Consider the following 19223-nt stretch of genomic DNA (forward strand, 5'->3'; position numbering starts at 1 on the left):
AGGCCGACCCCTACGCCTTCTACGCTCGCCGGGTGCTTCGCCTGTCGCCGCTGGACCCGGTCGACGCCGATCCCAGCGCGGCGTGGCGCGGCACCGCCGTTCACGACATATTGGAGATGTGGTGGAAGGAGGATCGTTGCGACGTCGCCGCCCTCCGCCCGCGCGCTCTGGCCATGCTGCGCGACCAGAACACCCATCCGATGATGCGCGCATTGTGGCAACCCCGGCTGATCGAGGCGATCGACTGGATCGCGGCCGAGGTGGCCGCCAAGGCCGGGGAGGGCCGCCATGTCCTGAGCGCGGAAGGCAAGGGCGAGGCGAAGCTGGCGGGCGTGACCCTGACCGGCCGGTTCGACCGGATCGACAAGGCGGCGGACGGATCGCTGGTGGTGATCGATTACAAGACCGGCAAGCCGCCCTCCACCACGGCGGTGCGCGAGGGGTTCAGTCTGCAATTGGGGCTCCTCGGACTGATCGCCGAACGGGGCGGGTTCGAGGGCGTGTCGGGCAAGGCGGGCGGCTTCGAATATTGGTCGCTGGGGCGTGGGCGCGAGGGGCTGGGCTATATCGCCACGCCGGTCGATCCCGAGGGCAAGCGCGAGCGGATTCGGACCGACGAGTTCGTCTCCATCGCGGCGGCGAACTTCACCGAGGCGGCGGGACAGTGGCTGACGGGCGATGCGCCGTTCACCGCCAAGCTGGTGCCCGAATATGCGCCCTATGCGGAATATGACCAGCTGATGCGGCGGGATGAATGGTATGGCCGTGATCGGTGATTTTTATGCGCGGTTCGGGCGGCCCGTCCTGCCGGGCGGGCGTCGGTGCGTGGCCTTCGACTTCGCTCAGGCTGAACGGAGCGGGGGAGAGTATTGCCTCGCATCCCGCCCACCGTTCGCACTGAGCGAAGTCGAAGTGCACGGGATGACCATCCTTCAGGGTGATGGCTGGGCGTGGCCTTCGACTTCGCTCAGGCTGAACGGGGCAAGGGGCATTGTTCGAACAGCCGGTCACCCGGAGCAAGCCGCATGAGCGCCCGTCCAATGGCCAACCTCCCCCCGCTAAAGGGCGACCAGGCCGCCGCCAGCGATCCCGCCGCGCATGTCTGGCTGTCGGCCTCGGCGGGTACCGGCAAGACGCAGGTGCTCGCCGCGCGCGTGTTCCGCCTGCTGTTGCGCGGTGTCGCGCCCGAGGCGATCCTCTGCCTCACCTTCACCAAGGCGGGCGCGGCGGAGATGGCGCAGCGTATCAACGGTCGGCTCGCGGCCTGGGTGCGGATGCCCGAGACCGAACTGTTCGCCGACCTGCGCGCCCTCGGCGAGACGGCGACGCCCGAACGGCGCGAGCGGGCGCGGACCCTGTTCGCCCGCGTGCTCGATGCGCCCGGCGGCGGGCTTCGTATCCAGACCATCCACGGCTTCTGCCAGGGGTTGCTCGCGGCCTTTCCCGTCGAGGCGGGGCTGGCCCCCGGTTTCCGCCCGCTGGAGGCGCGCGAGGAAGCGGTGCTGGCGCGCGAGGCACTGGCGCGGATGCTGGAGACCGCCGAGCGCGAGGGCCGGGTCGGCCCCATCGAGACGGTCGGTGCCCTGTCGCTGCGGCTGGGCGAGGGCGGGGCGGAGGCGTTCCTGGCCGCCTGCGCCCGCGCGCCAGGAGCCTTGGAGGCGCTGCCCACCGGTATCCAGCCTTGGCTCCGTCGCGCGCTCGACCTGCCTTCGGGCGATATCGACGAGGCGATCGCCGAGGGTGTCGAGGATATCGACGAGGACGCGGTCGTCCGGCTGGCGGGGGCCAACCGCGCCTGGGGCACCGCGACCGGCGACAAGGCGGCCGCGGTGCTGGAACGCTGGATCGGCAGCGATCGGGCGGGGCGTGTCGCCGGGCTGGAAGACCTGATGGGCACGGTCTTCACCGGCAAGGGCGAGCCGCGCAAGGCCTCCAAGAAACTCACCGACGCCGATCCCGATTATGAGGACATGGCACGCGAACTGGGCGAGGCGTGCCGCTATCTGCTCGGTCTCGCTGCGCGGGCGCGACATGCCGACCTGCTCGCCGATGCGTTGAGCGTCGGGCGTGACTATGCGCGGGCCTATACCCTGTCGAAGCGGGCGATCGGTGCGGTCGATTTCGACGACCTGATCCGTACCACCGTGGAACTGCTCGAACGGCCCGGCATCGGTGAATGGGTCCGCTACAAGCTCGACCAGGTGACCGAGCATGTCCTGATCGACGAGGCACAGGACACCAACGCGCACCAATGGCGGATCGTCCGCGCGCTGGCCGACGAGTTCTTCGTCGGGCGCGGGCTCTATGCGCCCTCGACCCGGACGCTGTTCACCGTCGGCGATCACAAGCAGGCGATCTTCGGTTTCCAGGGAACCGACCCGATCAACTTCCAGGCGGCCGAACTGCATTTCTCGCGCCGGGCGGGCGAGGTCGCGGGCGATGACGAGTGGCCCGAGGACGAACGCGGCCTGCCGTTCAACCAGTTGTCGCTGACCCATAGCTTTCGCTCGACCACGCCGATCCTCGAATTCGTGGACGCTGCGATCGAGGCGCTGGGCGAGCCCGGCATGGGCATGGGTCATGGGGTGGAGCGTCACGCCAGCGAGGTGAGGGGCCCCGGTCGCGTCACCCTCTGGCCCCCGGTCGTCGCGGGGGGCAGCGACGAGGACGAGGAGGGCTGGATCGACGATGCGGTGCGCAAGGTCGCCACCGACATCGCCCGCGCCATTCGCCGCTGGCTCGACGAGGGCGTGCTGCTGGAGAGCAAGGGCCGCCGCCTGGAGCCGCAGGACATCATGATCCTGGTCAAGCGGCGCGGCGACCTCGCCTCGCTGATTGTCGCGCGGCTCTATGCCGAGGGGGTGCCGGTGGCGGGTGTCGACCGGCTGCGGCTGAATGCGCCGCTGGCGGTGCAGGACCTGCTGGCGACGGTGCGGTTCGCGCTCCAGCCGGAGGACGACCTGTCGCTGGCGTCGCTGTTGGTGTCGCCGCTGATCGGCTGGTCGCAGGACAGGTTGATGGCGGCGGGGCATCGCGAGCGGGGATCGCTCTGGGCGCATCTGACCCGGACCCTGCCCGCCGACGACCTCGCGCCGCTCCGCCAGATGCTGGCCCGGGCGGACGTGTCGACGCCCTATCAGTTTCTGGAGGAGTTGCTGTCGGGGCCGCTCGATGGCCGCCGCAAGCTGATCCGGCGGCTGGGCACCGAGGCGCGCGATCCGATCGAGGAATTGCTGGGCGCGGCCCTGACCTTTGAGAGCACGACCACGCCCTCGCTCCAGCGTTTCCTCGACTGGTTCGATCGGGGGGATGTCGAGATCGTGCGCGATCCCTCCGCGCCGCTGGATGCGGTGCGGGTGATGACCGCGCATGGGTCCAAGGGGTTGCAAGCGCCTTTGGTCATCCTGGCCGATGCGACCGCCGATCCGACCGCCTCGCCCCGCTCGATCCTGCGCTGGACGCCCGAGCCCGGCGCGCTGCCCATCCCGGTCTTCCCGCCGCGCGCGGAGGAGCGGGGCGGACCGCTGGATGTGGTGGCGGCGGAGATCGCGGCGCGCGAACTTCAGGAGCATTGGCGGCTCTTCTACGTCGCGGCGACGCGCGCGGAGGAGCAACTGGTGGTCGCGGGCGCGCTGGGCAAGCGCGCGGCGGGGGTGCCGCCGATGCATAGCTGGTACGCGACCTGCGCCCGCGCGATGACCGCGCTGGGCGTGCCGGAGGTGGAGCCCGGCGATGGACGATCGCGGGTGTTCGTCGGCACGGTGCCGCAAGCGCCGGTCGCCGTCCGCCCCGGCGCCGCCACCCCGGTGCACCGCGAGGACATCGCCCTGCCCGACTGGGCTCGGTCCCCCGCGCCGCAGGAATCGCGCCCGCCGCGTCCGCTCGCGCCGTCGCAACTGGGCGAGGACATGGTCGCCGATCCGCCGCCCAGCCCCGCGATGCGCGCGGCGGCGGAGCGGGGGCGGTTGATCCATTGCCTGCTCGAACGCCTGCCCCCGGTCGCGCCCGAGCAACGGCGCGGCGCGGCGGAGCGCTGGCTGGTCCAGGCGGCGGGGATCGAGGATGCGACCCTGCGCGCCGATGTGACGGAGGCGGTCTTCACGATCCTCGACGATCCGGCCTTCGCACCGCTGTTCGGGCTCGGCTCGCTGGCGGAGGCCCCGATCGCGGCGACGCTGGCCAATGGCCTGGTCGTGTCGGGGCGAGTCGACCGGTTGCTGATCGGGGCGGACGAGATACGGCTGATCGATTACAAGACCGGGCGTCGCGCGCCGGGCGGGATCGAGGATGTGCCGGCGTTCCATCTGGCGCAGATGGCGGGCTATGCCGCCGCGCTGGAGGTTATCTTTCCGGGGCGGCCCGTCTCGGTATCGCTGCTCTATACCGCGGGGCCGCGCCTGATCCGCGTGCCGGACGCGCTGCTCGCGGCCCACAAGCCCGGCTATCGTGATGGGGAGCAAAGCTTGGCCCTTGGTGGTTGAGCGGTCGGCCCCGGCATCCTAGATGGATGACAATTCAAGGAGTGTAGACGACATGGCAACCAAGCAGATCACCGACGCCAGCTTCGAAGCGGACGTCCTGAACTCCGACAAGCCGGTGCTGGTCGATTTCTGGGCCGAGTGGTGCGGACCGTGCAAGATGATCGGCCCGTCGCTGGAGGAACTGTCCGAGGAACTGGGCGAGCAGGTGACGATCGCCAAGCTGAACATCGACGACAATCCCGACGCACCCGGCCGCTACGGCGTGCGCGGCATCCCGACGATGATCCTGTTCAAGGGCGGCGCGGCCGCCGCGACCAAGGTCGGTGCCGAGCCCAAGGGCCGGATCAAGGCCTGGCTCGAAGGCGCGCTGTAAGGTCGGATTTGAGCACGCCCCTCCCGTAAATGGGAGGGAATGGGGGAGGGCAGGAGGTCTCTCCGAGGCTGACGCTTGCGGCACTCCCCTCCCCAAACCCCTCCCGCCTGCGGGAGGGGCTTTTTTTGTGTCCCGAGCCTTTCGACAAGAGCACGCCCCTCCCGCAAGCGGGAGGGGATGGGGGAGGGTAGGAGGTCTCGGCAAGGCCGACGCTTGTGGCACTCCCCTCCCCAAACCCCTCCCGCCTGCGGGAGGGGCTTTTTTGTGTCCCGAGGCTTTCGACAAGAGCACGCCCCTCCCGCAAGCGGGAGGGGATGGGGGAGGGCAAGAGGTCTCACCGAGACCGACGCCCCCTTAGCTCAGCGGGATCATCACAACGTCGCGGAACGCCGCATGCTCCTGAAGCGCGGCATACCAGCGCTCCAGATGGGGGCGCGAAGGCCGCTCCACCGGAAGCTGGAACCAGCTATTGGCATAGGCGGCGACCGGAATGTCGCCGATGCCGAACGCATCGCCCGACAGCCAGGGCTGCCGCCCCAGCACATCGTCGAGGATCGCGGACAAGTCCGCCGCCCGCGCCACGCTGCGCTCCAGCAGGGCCGCGTCGCGTTGTTCGGGCGCCGTTCGCACAAGCTGGAAGAAGATCGGCCGGATCGCATCGGCCCAGGTGAAATTCCAGTCCATCCAGCGATCGGCCAAGGCGCGTGCCCTTGGGTCGACGGGATAGAAAGCCTCGCCGCCATGCGTCGCCGCGAGATAGCGAAGGATGGCGTTCGACTCCCACAGGACGAAGCCGTCATCCTCGATCGTCGGGATCAGCGCATTGGGGTTGAGCGCGCGGTATGCCGCGTCCATCCCGAACTGGCCGCCGACATCGCGCCGGTCATAGGCCAGCCCCATCTCTTCGACGAGCCAGACGACCTTCTTGACGTTGTGCGAGTTGAGGCGCCCCCAGATGGTCAGCATCGGCCTTAGCTCCGGTAATCGGCGTTGATCGAGATATAGCCATGGGTCAGGTCGCAGGTCCAAACCGTCGCGCCCCCGTCGCCAAGGCCCAGGTCGACGCCGACCGCGATCTCCCGACCCTTCAGATGCTCGGCGACCGGGGCTTCGTCATAGCCTTCGACCGCCAGCCCCTCGCGTGCCACCAGCGTCTCGCCGAAGCGGATCGACAGCTTATCGCGCTCGGCCGGTTCGCCCGCCTTGCCGACCGCCATGACGACACGGCCCCAATTGGCATCCTCGCCCGCGATGGCGGTCTTGACCAGCGGCGAGTTGGCGATCGACATGGCGATGCGGTGCGCCGAGCGGTCGCTTTCGGCACCTTCGACTCGGATCTCGATCAGCTTGGTCGCACCCTCGCCATCTCGTACGACCAGCAGCGCCAACTGGTGGCACAGATCGGCGAGCGCCGCGCGGAAGGCGTCCGCCCCATCGCTCTCGTCATCGATCAAAGGCGCATTGCCCGCCTTGCCCGTCGCGAAGGCGAGAACGGTGTCGCTGGTCGAGGTGTCGCCATCGACCGTGATGCACGAAAAGCTGCGGCCATTGGCGGCGCTCAGCGCGCGTTGCAGGAACTCCGGGCTGACGGCGGCATCGGTGAAGATGAAGCCCAGCATCGTCGCCATGTCGGGCGCGATCATGCCCGAACCCTTGATGATTCCCGCCAGCGTCACCGTGTGGCCATCGACGACAGCGGTCGTCGTCGCGCCCTTGGCGAAGGTGTCGGTGGTCATGATCGTCGCGGCGGCATCCTCCCAGCCACAGGGCTCGGCGGTGAAGGCCGCGTCCAGCCCGGCCTCGGCCTTGTCGATGGGCAGGGGCACGCCGATCACGCCGGTCGAGGCGACGAATATGTCCGAGGGCTGGCATCCGATGGCGGCGGCGGCGCGGGCGGCGATCGCCTCGACGGCGGCACGACCGCGATGGCCGGTAAAGGCGTTGGAGTTGCCCGCATTGACGACCAGTGCGCGCGCATTCCCCAGCACCAGCGCCTTGCGGCACCATTCGACTTCCGGCGAAGGGCATTTGCTGGTGGTCAGCACCCCCGCCACGCTGGTCCCCTCGGGCAACGTCACGAAGGTCAGGTCGCAGCGGTCCCAGTTCTTGTACCGCGCGCGGGCGACGCGAAGCGTCACGCCGTCGATGGCGGGGAGCGCGGGGAAGGGCATGGCGAGGGGCGAGATGGCGGTGCTCATAGAGGCAAGCTACATAGCCGAGCGTGTAACCGGAGCAAGCGCTTCCGCCCGCTTGACCGATAGTGGTCGAGCGGTTCTGATGCGTAAGACGGCGGAGGGGCGGGGGCGATATGTGGGGTGCGGGACGGGGCCTTCGAAATGGCGTGCTGGCCCTTGTGGGGCTGCTCCTCGCAATGTTGCTGGTCATGGTGTCGCTGCTGATCGAGCGGGCCTATGAATGGCGGCGTCGATACGAGCCGCGCGCCCTGCCGCGTGACCTTTCGGTTCCGGCGGTTCCCCCGCGGATATCCGGCAACCCGGCCGCCTATTTCGGGCCGGACGTCTATCCCGCGGAGGCGGCGCGACGGGGATGGGAGGGGCGTTCGAGCGTTGCGGTCATCGTCGATCCTGCGGGCGTGCCGACCGCCTGCGAAGTCACGCAAAGCAGCGGTCATGCGATCCTCGACCGGACGACCTGTCGCATGGCGATGGAGCATGTCCGGTTCCGACCAGCCCTTGATCGCCGGGGTCGGCCGGTAAGTGGCATTTATCACGGATTCAACGTTCGATGGCAGTTGCCGTCGGATGCGAAATAAGGCGGATGCGAGAGGTCCGATCGGGCGGGGCGGTCGCGGGATGGCCGCTCGATCGTCGCGATGGCCCATGCAACGGATGGACGCGCCGCGCGTATCTGCCTAAGACAAGCCTCGCATGAACCTGCTTCTGCTCCTTTCCGCCCTTTTGTCCGCGCTGACCGGCGTGGGTGCGAGCGCGCGTGGGCAGGAGGCGCGGGGCGTCGTGGCCGAGTGCAGCGTCGCCGCCGCCGCCAAGCAGGCCGCCGTCGCGCGCGCCGCGACCCGGCCGGTGCAGCCGCTTACCGCGCTGGTCGATATGGCCGCGCCGCTGCCGCTGTTCCGCGCGGTCGAGCCGCGCGCGATCGCGGCGATCTTCATGGGCCGTCGGCGCGAATAGGCGCTGGCGTCGGCCACCCGCCGACCCCATTTCCCAAATCATATGCTCGCGCGCGCCGTCGTCATGACGTGGCTGCGCCCTCAACACGCTATCAGTCAGGAAATCGCTTATGTTCGGCGGCCTCGCCAAGTCCCTGTTCGGTTCGTCCAACGACCGTTACATCAAGTCGCTCAAGCCGACCGTCGCCAAGATCGCCGCGTTCGAGCCCGAGATGGAGGCGCTGACCGACGCGCAACTCGCCGCGCAGACGGTCAAGTTCCGCGAACAGCTCGATCAGGGTGCGACGCTCGACAGCCTGCTGCCCGAAGTCTTCGCCACGGTGCGCGAAGCCGCCAAGCGCGTGCTGGGCCAGCGTCACTATGACGTGCAGATGATCGGCGGCATCGTCCTCCATCGCGGCGAGATCGCCGAGATGCGGACCGGCGAGGGCAAGACGCTGGTGGCGACGCTGTCCACCTATCTCAACGCGCTGCCCGGCAAGGGCGTGCATGTCGTGACCGTCAACGACTATCTGGCCAGCCGCGATGCCGCGACCATGGGCCGCATCTATAATTTCCTGGGCCTGACCACCGGCGTCATCATTCCGAACCTGGACGATGCGCAGCGGCGTGCGGCCTATGACGCCGACATCACCTATGGCACGAACAACGAGTTCGGCTTCGACTATCTGCGCGACAACATGAAGTATGAGCGCTCCTCGATGGTGCAGCGCCCCTTCAACTACGCCATCGTCGACGAGGTCGACTCGATCCTGATCGACGAGGCGCGCACGCCGCTGATCATCTCGGGCCCGACCGACGACAAGTCGGAGCTGTATATCGGCGTCGACGCGATCGTGAAGCAGCTGACTCCGGACGATTACGAGAAGGACGAGAAGCAGAAGTCGATCATCCTGACCGAGGACGGCACCGAGCGCGCCGAGCGTCTGCTGGAGGCCGCCGGGCTGCTCCAGGGCGAAAACCTGTATGACTTCGAGAACACCCAGGTCGTCCACCACCTGAACCAGGCGCTGCGCGCGAACATGATGTTCAAGCGCGACACCGATTACATCGTGAAGGACGGCAAGGTCATCATCATCGACGAGTTCACCGGCCGCATGATGGACGGGCGGCGCTGGTCGGAGGGCCTTCACCAGGCGGTCGAGGCGAAGGAGGGCGTCAATATCGAGCCCGAGAACCAGACCATGGCCTCGATCACCTTCCAGAATTATTTCCGCATGTACCCGAAGATTTCGGGCATGACCGGCACCGCCGCGACCGAGGCGGGCGAATTCTACGACATCTACAAGATCAACGTCGTCACCATCCCGACCAACCTGCCGATCGCGCGCGTCGATGAGGAAGACGAGTTCTACAAGAACACCCAGGACAAGTTCCTGGCGATCGCCAAGAAGATCCGCGACCATGCCGCCAAGGGGCAGCCGGTGCTGGTCGGCACCGTCTCGATCGAAAAGTCCGAACTGCTGAGCGAATTCCTGGTGCAGGAAGGCGTGCCGCACAAGGTGCTGAACGCCCGCTATCACGAGATGGAGGCGCATATCGTGGCGCAGGCGGGCCGTCTGGGCGCGGTGACGATCGCGACCAACATGGCGGGGCGCGGCACCGACATTCAGCTGGGCGGCAACCTGGAGTTCCGGATGCTGGACGAGCATCCCGAACTGGTCGAGGGCACGCCCGAATATGACGCCGCCGCGATCCGCATCCGCGCGGAGATCGCCGAGGAGAAGCAGAAGGTGCTGGAGGCGGGCGGCCTGTTCGTGCTCGGTACCGAGCGGCACGAGAGCCGCCGCATCGACAACCAGCTTCGCGGTCGCTCCGGGCGTCAGGGCGATCCGGGCCTGTCGCGCTTCTATCTCAGCCTGGACGACGATCTGCTCCGCATCTTCGGTCCGGACACGCTGTTCGCCAAGATGATGCGCAGCAATATCGAGGATGGCGAGGCGATCGGCAGCAAGTGGCTGTCCAAGGCGATCGAGACCGCGCAGAAGAAGGTCGAGGCGCGCAACTACGACATCCGCAAGCAGGTCGTCGAATATGACGACGTGATGAACGACCAGCGCAAGGTCATCTACGAACAGCGCGCCGACATCATGGATGCCGAGACGGTGGGCGATGTCGTCGCCGACATGCGTGCCGAGACGGTCAACGCGATCGTGGGCGCGGCGTGTCCGCCCAACAGCTATCCCGAGCAATGGGACGTGGCGGGGATGAAGCAGCAGCTCAAGGACCTGCTGAACATGGAGCCGCCGATCGACGACTGGATGACCGAGGAGGCGATCGATCCCGAGATCGTTCTGGAGCGCGTCTCCGCCGAGGCCGATGCGATGGTCGAGGCCAAGGCCAAGGAACTGGAGCCGGAAACCTGGGCGAGCGTCGAGAAGTCGATCCTGCTCCAGAATCTGGACCATCACTGGAAGGAGCATCTGGCGACGCTCGACGCGCTGCGCCAGGTCGTCCATCTCCGCGCCTATGCGCAGAAGACGCCGATCAACGAATATAAGCACGAGGCGTTTTCGCTGTTCCAGCGGATGCTCGACAATATCCGCGAGGATGTGACGCGCACCATCGCCTTCGCCCAGTTCCAGATCCAGGCGCCGCCGGAACTGCCCGAACTGCCGGACTTCATCACCTCGCATTTCGACCCGTTCACGGGCGAGGACAATACGAACGACTGGGACGCCGCCGCACGCGGCCTGATCCAGCCGCAGATGCCGCCGATGCAGATCCCGATGCCGGAGGGCGCCGATCTCGGCACCGATCCGGCGCAGTGGGAAGGCCGGGTCAACCGCAACTCGCCGTGCCCGTGCGGCTCGGGCCTGAAGTACAAGCATTGCCACGGGGCGGTGACGGCCTGATCCGTCGCGATATGGGAAAGGAAAGGGCGGTGGACTTCGGTCCGCCGCCCTTTTTCGTGGTCCTTCCCTCCGTCCGTCGCCCCAGCGCAGGCTGGGGCCTTTATGATTAGAGCGGGATGACATCAGGTTGATCCACCCCTCCCCTTCAGGGGAGGGGCTCGGCTCAGGTCGACTCCATGTCATCCTGCTCCAGGTGCCAGCGTCGCCGAAGATCTCAGCCTTTGCCGGGGTGACGTTGGGGTTCCGTCAGACAGCGACGGTTCAGCGACACGGCGCCATCCTCCGGCAACAGGGAGAAAGAGGGATGAGACACCAGGCGATTCTCGCGGCTGCGCTGCTTGCACACCCCATCGCGGCACCCGCGCAATTTACCCAGGCCGGTCCGCCCGCCGACATCGTCGCCATGCCGGGCCAGCCCGATGTCTCGCCCAATATGTCGAACGACCGCCGCGACATCCGCCGTTCGATCCGCGAAGGACGGCGGAGCGGCGATATCAGCCGGGCCGAGGCGCGCTCCTTCCGGCGTGACGATGCGGCGATCGGTTCGCTGGCGGATCGCTTTGCATCCGATGGGCTTTCGCCCTCTGAACAGGCCGAACTGCAAAGCCGGACGCAAGCGCTTCGCGGCATGGTCAATGCCCGGCGGGTGCGGGGCGGCAAGCCCTGAATGCAAAAATGGGCGGCCACCCATCGGGTGACCACCCCTTTTTTTGGCCGGAAATCCCGGGCGATTATTTCGGCAGCACCACCGTCGGCCCGATCGTGCTGACGATCGCGCGGGCATCGAAGGCGCGCAGATTGTCGCGCGGGATCGGGCCCTTGCGCATCACGACTTCGGCGGTCGCTTCGTAGCGGTCGATGGTGTTGATATCCATGTTGTTGCCGAAGAAGGGATCGCCCCAGAAGGGGTCCCAGCTACGCCAGCCAAAGCCGCGGCCATAATAGCGCCAGGAGGGGCCCCACCAGCCGCCGCCCCATCCGCCGAAGCCGGGTCCAAAGCCGCCGGGCGTCGAATAGGTGCGCGAGCGCAACTGGGTGTCGCGGTCGGCCATGACGAAATAGTCATAGCCGTTGGCCAGGGTCAGTTCCGCCGCACGGAACAACAGATAGCGCTCGACCGTGTCGCGCGACGTCACGGTGTTGCCCGCGAAGCTGACAATGAAGCGACCGGGCTCGATCTGCTGCTCGGAATAGCCGGTGCGGTAGAAGCCCGAACCCGTGGCCGGGCGATAGGCGGTTTCGGTCGCGCATCCCGCGACCATCAAGGTGCTGGCGCCGAGCAGCGCGAGCGCGATCTTCCGACCGAATTGCATGGACACTTCTTCCTTTCCTTGCCACCCGGCCGGAACCGGACGGCAACAGCCCTGTAGCTGGTGGCTGTTTAGCCCATCCCGACAAAACGGTCGATGAACGGTTTTGCTCCCGCGATGAATAGTGCGTCACGCACCGGCCATATGCGCGGCGATCTGTCGCCGATGCGGCGCCCGCCGATGCTCGAACAGATAGATGCCCTGCCACGTCCCGAGCATCAGCCGCCCGCCGATCAGCGGGATCGACAGATGGACACCGGTCAGGATGCTGCGCAGATGCGCGGGCATGTCGTCGGGCCCCTCGTCGTCATGGGCATAGGCGTTCCGGTCCTCCGGCGCGAGCCGGGCGAAATAGTCGAGGATATCGGTCTTCACCTCCGGCGCGGCATTTTCCTGGATGATCAGCGAGGCCGAGGTGTGGCGGCAGAAGAGGGTCAGCAGCCCCTCGTCCATATCCTGCTCGCGCACCCAGGCGGACACGGCACGGGTGATTTCGGTCAGGCCCTGACCATGGGTATCGACCGACAATAGGGTGGTGGCTTGGCGCATGCCTCCATCATGCCCGAGCGCGGGGGTTCGTTCCAGCGGGGCCATGAGACGAGCCGAAATGAACGGCTTGATCGGACATGCGTTGTGCGGGCTTGAGGAAAAGGAGACCTGCCATGAAAGCCCTGATCGCCGCTTTGGCCGTCGTTACCGTCGCGGCCCCCATCGCCGCCACCCCCGCCGTCGCGCAGGAGCGCGACTATCGCTGGCATGGCGATCGTGACGATTGGGATGCCTCGCGCGACTATCGCCGGAGCAATGCCCGCGAACGGCGCCTGAGCCGCGACGATCAGGTGTTCCGGGGCCGTGACGGCCGGACCTATTGCAAGCGCAACGACGGCACGACCGGCCTGGTCGTGGGTGCGCTCGGCGGCGGTGTGCTGGGCAATGTGATCGGCGGCGGCACGCTGGGCACGCTGCTCGGCGCGGGTGGCGGCGCGCTGCTCGGCCGGTCGATCGATCGCGGCAAGGTTCGTTGCCGCTAAGGCGTTGACCGGCAAAGGGGATATCGCCGGGCTCACCCCGGCGATATCCCCTTTCGCTGGCCTCTAGCCAAACGCCCTTCGCCTGGCCCATGATGTCCGGCGGGAGGGAAATGATGGCTTTCGATCTGAAATGGACCACCGCGATGGCCGCCGCGTTGCTGGCCAGCGGTTGCAACCGGTCCAATGCCGATGACGGCTGGACCGCCGAGCAGGATACCGCGATCTGCACCGATGCGCAGGGCAAGCGCCTGCCCGACGATCGTTGCCGACAGACGCGTATGGGCGGTGGCGGCGGGGCCTTCTGGTATTTTCTGGGGCGCGGTCGCCCCATTCCCTTTTATGGCGAGCGGGCGACGGGGGGAAGCTTCCGCCCAGCATCGGGTGCGCGCTACGCCGTCGCACCGGCGAGGAGCGCGATGACACGCGCGGCGGCGGTCAGTCGCGGCGGCTTCGGCACCTCCGCCTCGCGCTTCGGCAGCATCCACGCATGATCCGCGAGACGCTCTCGCCCCGGCCCGACTGGCGCGCCAAGGTCGAGGCGTTGGGCCTGATCTGGCATGCGGGCGAGAAGCGGCCCTATTGGGACGAAAGCGCCTGCTATCGCTTCACGTGTGGGCAGATCGACCGGATCGAGGCGGCGACGACCGAACTCTATCGCCTGTTCCTGGCGGCGGGGGAGGCGGTGGTCAGCGATCCGGCCCTGCTTCGTCGCTTCGCCATCCCGCCCGCCTTTCACGACCCCATTTGCGAGGCGTGGGAGGCCGAGCCGCCCTCGCTCAATTTCGGGCGGTTCGACCTGGGCTTCGATGGCAGTGATGCGCCCAAGCTGTTCGAGTTCAACTGCGACACGCCGACCTCGCTGCTCGAAGCGGCGGTGGTGCAATGGGCGTGGAAGGAGGAATGTTTCCCTGCGCTCGACCAGTTCAACAGCCTGCACGAGGCCCTGGTCGCGCGCTGGCGGGAGATTGCACCCCATCTGCCCGCCACGCTCCACGTCGCGCATGTCGCCGACATGGCGGGCGAGGATGCGGTGACGGCGGCCTATCTGCGCGACACGGCGGAGGCGGCGGGGATCACGACCGTGCCGATCCTGATGGAGCGCATCGGATGGGACCATGATGCGCATTGCTTCGTCGATGAGGCGGACATGCGGATCGAGGCTCTGTTCAAGCTCTATCCCTGGGAATGGCTGGTCCATGAGGAGTTCGCGCCGCATCTGCTCGACAATCTGGAGCGTGGCGACCTGATCTGGCTGGAGCCGATCTGGAAGATGATCTGGTCGAACAAGGCGATCCTGCCGGTGCTGTGGGACCTGTTCCCCGGCCATCCGAACCTGCTGCCCGCCAGCTTTACCATTCCGCAAGGGGATGCGGTCGCCAAGCCGCTGCTGTCGCGAGAGGGGGCGAACGTCTCGATCCGCCGGGCCGGGGCCATCGTGGCGGAAACCGCGGGGGACTATGGCGAGGAGGGCTATATCTACCAGTCGCTATACCGCCTGCCGGAGACCGCGCCGGGATGCTATCCGGTGTTGGGAAGCTGGGTGGTCGACGGCGCACCAGTGGGGATGGGGATCCGCGAGGACGGACTGATCACCTCGAACACCGCGCGGTTCGTACCGCATGTGATCGACGGCTGATCCGTCATGGCTGATGCTGTCGGGGGAGAAGACAGCGCCGGTGGCTCCCTGAGTAGGATTCGAACCTACGGCCGCTCGATTAACAGTCGAGAGCTCTACCGCTGAGCTATCAGGGAATGTTCCGGCGCTGTGGAGGGGTCCTATAAAGGGCTCGAAAAATGCCGCAACCCCTTTTTTGACGGTTTTGCGTAAGTCCGTCCGCCAAAGCTGTGGATAATTCGACGGACTGGCGACGATCCATACTCATGCGATGACCTTCCCATTCCTCCCCTCACAGGGGAGGAATATGGAAAGTTTGCCGGTCAGGCGACGAACTGCTCCATCGTGATGCGGTCATCCAGCGCGTGTTCGGGATCGAACATCAGGGTCAGTTCGCGCGAGCGGTCCATGCAGATATCGACCTGTGCCACGTCGCGCACTTCGCGCTGGTCGGCGACCGCCGAGACGGGGCGCTTGCCGGGATCGAGCACGCGGATCGAAATCCGCGCCTTGTCTGGCAGGATCGCGCCGCGCCAGCGCCGGGGCCGAAACGGGCTGATCGGGGTCAGCGCGATCAGCGCCGAGCCGAGCGGCAGGATCGGCCCTTGCGCGGAGAAATTATAGGCGGTCGAGCCCGCCGGGGTCGCGGCCAATATCCCGTCACAGGCCAGTTCGGGCAGGACCACCCGTTCGTTGACCATGACCTCCAGCTTGGCGGTCTGGCGGGTTTCGCGGAGCAGCGAGACTTCGTTGATCGCGGGCAACTGATGCACGCGCCCGTCGATTCCGGTCGCGGTCATCTGGAGCGGGGTGACGCGGAACGGCTTGGCACGGGCGAGCCGGTCTTCCAGGCCATAGCTGCGCCATTCGTTCATCAGGAAGCCGACCGTGCCCAGGTTCATGCCGAACACCGGCACCGGCCCGCGCCGCCGCTCCAGCATGCGATGAAGCGTCTGGAGCATGAAGCCGTCTCCGCCCAGCGCGATGACATAATCGGCCTCGTCGAAATCGACCCAGTCGGCGCTGTTGAGCAGGTCGGCGACCGCCGCCTGGGCCGGTGCGGTGGGCGAGGCGACCAGCGCCCGCCGAACGGGAAGGGTCATCCGCCGGTCACGCTCATGTGACGTGAGACCGCCGGGGCCGACCCCGCCTCGATCCGGAAGTCGTGCCGCGCGGGCTTCGCCGCCAGCCCCGCATTTATCGCGGCGTCCAGCCCGGCAACCCCGCCGTCGCGCAGCGCGGCCTTCAAATCCACCTGATCCTCATGACCGAGACACATATACAGCTTGCCCTCGGTCGTCAGCCTCACACGGTTGCAGCCGTCGCAAAAATTCGCGGTCAGCGGCGAAATCAGCCCGAGCCGGGTGTCGGTGCCCTCGACCTGCCAATAGCGGGCCGGGCCGCCTGTGCGATGCCCGGCGCGAACCAGCGGGAAACGTGCCGAAAGCCGGTCGAACACCTCGGTCAGCGGCAGGAAACGATCGACCCGGTCCTCATCGATCGCACCCAGCGGCATCGTTTCGATCAGCGACAGGTCCAGCCCCTCGGCCACGCACCATTCGAGCATCGAGGCGATCTCGTCCTCGTTCAGGCCCTTCAGCGCGACCATGTTGATCTTGATCGCCAGCCCCGCGTCGCGCGCGGTCAATATGCCATGGATCACCTGATGCACGTCGCCGTGCCGGGTGATGTAGCGGAAGCGTTCGGGATCGCGGCTGTCCAGGCTGACATTGATCCGACGGACGCCCGCATCGACCAGCGTCGCGGCGTGCTCGGCCAGCCGCGTGGCATTGGTCGTCATGGTCAACTCGTCCAGGCCATGCCCGACATGGCTGCCCAGGCGGCGTACCAGATCGGCCACGTCGCGCCGGACCAGCGGTTCGCCACCCGACAGGCGGATTCGGGTCACGCCGCGCGCGATGAAGCGTTCGGCGATGATCGCGATCTCCTCCAGGCTCAGCAGCTTGGCGCGCGGCAGGAAGGTCATCTGCTCCGCCATGCAATAGCGGCAGCGCAGGTCGCACCGGTCGGTCACCGAAATCCGCAGATAACGGATCGTGCGGCCATGCTGGTCGATCAACGACCCCCCGGTCGAACGCGGATCGGCCAGCGATCCGACAGTCGAGGCATTGATGCAACCCATTGTCATGAAGTTAGCCCCATGACGGGACGCGGGCAAGGCGGATTGCCATTGGTCTTGTCCAAGCCGGTGGATAGGGTGCGCCCATGACGCAGGATGAATTCGGTTTTAACGCCCACCGCAGAGGAACGGCGGTCTTTGCGCTTTCGTTCCAACATCCTGCGATGCTGGACGAAGCAATCATCCGGGCGGGCTGGGCCATCTGGTCGATGGCGCCGGGCGACGGCGATCCGCCGGCGGGGGATACGCTCGTCGGATCGTTCCTGGCGAGCGAGGCGCGGGTCGCGCTGATCGATGCGCGGGGCCGGGGCGATGCGGGATTGCGCGCCGCACAGGCGCTGGGCGCGGTGATCGCGGCGACGGGGGCCGCGATGCTGGTCGTCGTGCCCGATACCACGAGCGAGACGCTGGAGGCCTTTTTGTCGGCAGGCGCGACGCATGTGCTGGCCCCCGATGCCGGGGATGCGATGATCCATGCCTCGCTGAAACTGGCCGAGCGCCATGCGCGGCGTACGCTCGACGTACGGCGTCGGCGTACCCATGCGGATGGCGAGGTGGGGGAGGTCCATCGCTGGATCGCCGAGGCCATCGGCCGTGGCGAACCCTGTGTCGCGATCATCGTCGCCTTGTCGCGGCTCGATCTGATCAACGCCGCGCATGGCCGTCCGGCGGGCAATATGCTGCTGCGGGGCGTCGAGGCGCGGATGCAGGCCGCCGCCGAGGAGGCGTTCGGCGATCGCGCGATCGTCGCGCGCTCGGGCGGGGCGGAATTCGTGATGGCGGGTGTGATCGAGGCCGACCGGGCCCGCGCCGTCGCCGAAATGCTGGAGGCGCTGCTCGCCACGCCGTTCCAGGCGGGGGCGGTGCCCATCCGTCTGGGCGTCCGGCTGGGGCTGGCGACGCACCAGGCGGGAGAGGACCCGGCCAGCCTGCTGGCGCGGGCGGGCGAGGCGCTGTCGCGCGCACGAGTCAGCGACGGGTCGATGCTGCGTTTTGCGCATCCGGGCGATGTCGCCCCGCTCGACGTCCTCGCCGCCGATCTTCATCACGCGATCGAGCGCGGCGAGATCGACATCGTGTTCCAGCCGCAGGTGGCGATCGCCACCGGGCTGATCTCGGGCGTCGAGGCTCTGGCGCGCTGGCGGCATCCGACGTTGGGGCCGCTGGGGGCCGATCCGCTGTTCGCCGCCGCCGAGCGCGCCGATCTGGGGCTCGCCCTGTCGGATCATATCCAGCAGATGGCGTTGCAGAGGGCGGCGAAATGGCCCGTCGCGCTGTCGCATCTGCGCCTGTCGATCAACATCACTGCCGCCGATGTCGCGCGGGCGGGGTTCGCGCGGCTGTTCCTCGACCGGGTGGCCGATAGCGGCTTTCCCATCGATCGCCTGACCGCCGAGATCACCGAGACTGGGTTGATCAGCGAGTTGGACCGGGCGGCGGGCGTGCTGGAGGTGCTGCGCGATGCGGGCGTGCGGATCGCGATCGACGATTTCGGCACCGGCTATTCCAGCCTCGCCTATCTGACCAGCCTGCCGGTCGATGCGATCAAGCTCGACCGGTCGCTGGTGGCGGAGGTCGATGGGACGACGCGCGGTCGGGTGGTGGTGCGCGGCATCATCCGGATCGCGGCGCGGCTGGGCATGGCGATCATCGCGGAAGGGGTCGAGACGCACGACCAGGCCCAATTGCTGGGGCGGCTGGGGTGCCAGACCTATCAGGGTTTCCTGCGCGCCGCGCCGCTCGATGAAGAGGCGCTGCGGGCAATGGTCGAGGAGGAGGTGCAATGCGCGGTGTGACGATGATGGCGGCGTTGGTCGCGGCTCCCGCGACGGTGCAGGCGGCGACCCCGGCGAGCGATCCGGCGGCGGCGGGCATTCGCGCCGCCATGCTGGCCAGCGCGGCGGGGTGGAATGCGGGCGATCTGAACCGCTTCATGGCCATCTATGCCCCCGACGCGATCTTCGTCGGCAAGCGAGGCCTGATCAAGGGCAAGACCGCCATCGCCGACAATTACCGGCGCAGCTTCGTCGATTCGGGCAACAGCCGGGGAATGCTGCGCTTCGATTTTCTCGACCTGAAACCGATCGGCGAGCGGCGCATCCTCTTCGCGCGGTGGAACCTGTCGGGCGGGGCGGAGGAAGAAAGCGGGATGACGACGCTCGTCTTCGAGCGTCGCGCCGATGGCTGGAAGATCGTCGCGGATCACAGCAGCTAAATCCAATCCTCCCCAAGCTATGCTTGGGGAGGGGGACCATCGCGAAGCGATGGTG

Annotated in this window: 18 protein-coding genes and 1 tRNA gene; 12 read left to right on the forward strand and 7 right to left on the reverse strand. The window is 67.4% G+C overall.

Going from position 1 to position 19223, the window contains the following annotated elements; genetic code table 11:
• From OXQ33_RS14725 to trxA, 3 genes are all read left to right on the forward strand, one after another.
• A partial coding sequence (locus OXQ33_RS14725; protein WP_267435445.1) for a PD-(D/E)XK nuclease family protein occupies nt 1–776 on the forward strand: 776 nt, incomplete at its 5' end.
• 249 nt (nt 777–1025) lie between these two features.
• Complete coding sequence (gene addA, locus OXQ33_RS14730; protein ID WP_267435446.1) at nt 1026–4481, forward strand: double-strand break repair helicase AddA; 3456 nt, start codon at nt 1026–1028, stop codon at nt 4479–4481.
• Nucleotides 4482–4533: 52 nt separating this feature from the next.
• The gene (trxA, locus tag OXQ33_RS14735) at nt 4534–4854 is read left to right on the forward strand and encodes a thioredoxin (protein ID WP_007404159.1); all 321 of its coding nucleotides are present in this window, start codon (nt 4534–4536) and stop codon (nt 4852–4854) included.
• Nucleotides 4855–5208: 354 nt separating this feature from the next.
• On the opposite strand, the gene OXQ33_RS14740 is transcribed toward trxA, so the two are convergent.
• Together OXQ33_RS14740 and argJ are read right to left on the reverse strand one after the other, a co-directional pair.
• Nucleotides 5209–5820, reverse strand: a complete 612-nt coding sequence (locus tag OXQ33_RS14740) for a glutathione S-transferase (RefSeq protein WP_267435447.1) — start codon at nt 5818–5820, stop codon at nt 5209–5211.
• Between the two features lie 5 nt (nt 5821–5825).
• Entirely contained in the window at nt 5826–7052 is a 1227-nt protein-coding gene (gene argJ, locus OXQ33_RS14745) for a bifunctional glutamate N-acetyltransferase/amino-acid acetyltransferase ArgJ (protein ID WP_267435448.1), read from the reverse strand.
• A gap of 173 nt (nt 7053–7225) precedes the next feature.
• On the opposite strand from argJ, the gene OXQ33_RS14750 reads away from it, so the two are divergent.
• The 4 genes from OXQ33_RS14750 (at nt 7226) to OXQ33_RS14765 (ending at nt 11524) form a co-directional block, all read left to right on the forward strand.
• A complete protein-coding gene (locus OXQ33_RS14750; protein WP_267435449.1) occupies nt 7226–7627 on the forward strand; it encodes an energy transducer TonB in 402 nt (133 codons plus the stop codon).
• Nucleotides 7628–7742: 115 nt separating this feature from the next.
• Nucleotides 7743–8003, forward strand: a complete 261-nt coding sequence (locus OXQ33_RS14755; protein ID WP_267435450.1) for a hypothetical protein — start codon at nt 7743–7745, stop codon at nt 8001–8003.
• A 109-nt stretch (nt 8004–8112) separates the two neighbouring features.
• Nucleotides 8113–10857 (forward strand): preprotein translocase subunit SecA, encoded by a 2745-nt coding sequence (gene secA, locus OXQ33_RS14760; RefSeq protein ID WP_267435451.1) that lies wholly within the window; start codon nt 8113–8115, stop codon nt 10855–10857.
• 304 nt (nt 10858–11161) lie between these two features.
• Nucleotides 11162–11524: a hypothetical protein gene (locus OXQ33_RS14765; RefSeq protein WP_267435452.1), complete on the forward strand. Its 363-nt coding sequence runs from the start codon at nt 11162–11164 to the stop codon at nt 11522–11524.
• Between the two features lie 64 nt (nt 11525–11588).
• On the opposite strand, the gene OXQ33_RS14770 is transcribed toward OXQ33_RS14765, so the two are convergent.
• A complete protein-coding gene (locus OXQ33_RS14770) occupies nt 11589–12170 on the reverse strand; it encodes a hypothetical protein (protein ID WP_267435453.1) in 582 nt (193 codons plus the stop codon).
• Between the two features lie 126 nt (nt 12171–12296).
• Entirely contained in the window at nt 12297–12716 is a 420-nt protein-coding gene (locus OXQ33_RS14775; protein ID WP_267435454.1) for a secondary thiamine-phosphate synthase enzyme YjbQ, read from the reverse strand.
• A gap of 113 nt (nt 12717–12829) precedes the next feature.
• Here OXQ33_RS14775 and OXQ33_RS14780 point away from each other — a divergent pair, with 113 nt between their 5' ends.
• From OXQ33_RS14780 to OXQ33_RS14790, 3 genes are all read left to right on the forward strand, one after another.
• Nucleotides 12830–13198: a glycine zipper 2TM domain-containing protein gene (locus OXQ33_RS14780; protein WP_267435455.1), complete on the forward strand. Its 369-nt coding sequence runs from the start codon at nt 12830–12832 to the stop codon at nt 13196–13198.
• 110 nt (nt 13199–13308) lie between these two features.
• Complete coding sequence (locus OXQ33_RS14785) at nt 13309–13689, forward strand: hypothetical protein (RefSeq protein WP_267435456.1); 381 nt, start codon at nt 13309–13311, stop codon at nt 13687–13689.
• On the forward strand, nt 13686–14834 hold the full coding sequence (locus OXQ33_RS14790) for a glutathionylspermidine synthase family protein (protein ID WP_267435457.1): 1149 nt from the start codon (nt 13686–13688) through the stop codon (nt 14832–14834). The genes OXQ33_RS14785 and OXQ33_RS14790 overlap by 4 nt, the downstream gene beginning before the upstream one ends.
• Nucleotides 14835–14875: 41 nt before the next feature.
• On the opposite strand, the gene OXQ33_RS14795 is transcribed toward OXQ33_RS14790, so the two are convergent.
• The 3 genes from OXQ33_RS14795 to moaA form a co-directional block, all read right to left on the reverse strand.
• Nucleotides 14876–14950: transfer RNA gene (locus OXQ33_RS14795), tRNA-Asn, on the reverse strand.
• A gap of 186 nt (nt 14951–15136) precedes the next feature.
• The gene (locus tag OXQ33_RS14800) at nt 15137–15916 is read right to left on the reverse strand and encodes an NAD kinase (protein ID WP_267435458.1); all 780 of its coding nucleotides are present in this window, start codon (nt 15914–15916) and stop codon (nt 15137–15139) included.
• Nucleotides 15913–16956: a GTP 3',8-cyclase MoaA gene (moaA, locus tag OXQ33_RS14805; protein WP_267435472.1), complete on the reverse strand. Its 1044-nt coding sequence runs from the start codon at nt 16954–16956 to the stop codon at nt 15913–15915. The genes OXQ33_RS14800 and moaA overlap by 4 nt, the downstream gene beginning before the upstream one ends.
• A 161-nt stretch (nt 16957–17117) precedes the next feature.
• Here moaA and OXQ33_RS14810 point away from each other — a divergent pair, with 161 nt between their 5' ends.
• Nucleotides 17118–18749: a GGDEF domain-containing phosphodiesterase gene (locus OXQ33_RS14810; RefSeq protein WP_267435459.1), complete on the forward strand. Its 1632-nt coding sequence runs from the start codon at nt 17118–17120 to the stop codon at nt 18747–18749.
• Entirely contained in the window at nt 18737–19168 is a 432-nt protein-coding gene (locus tag OXQ33_RS14815; RefSeq protein WP_267435460.1) for a DUF4440 domain-containing protein, read from the forward strand. Before OXQ33_RS14810 ends, OXQ33_RS14815 begins: the two co-directional genes overlap by 13 nt.
• The last annotated feature ends 55 nt before the right edge of the window (nt 19169–19223 follow it).

It is taken from the genome of Sphingomonas sp. GM_Shp_1 (assembly GCF_026540895.1).
Lineage (GTDB): Bacteria > Pseudomonadota > Alphaproteobacteria > Sphingomonadales > Sphingomonadaceae > Sphingomonas.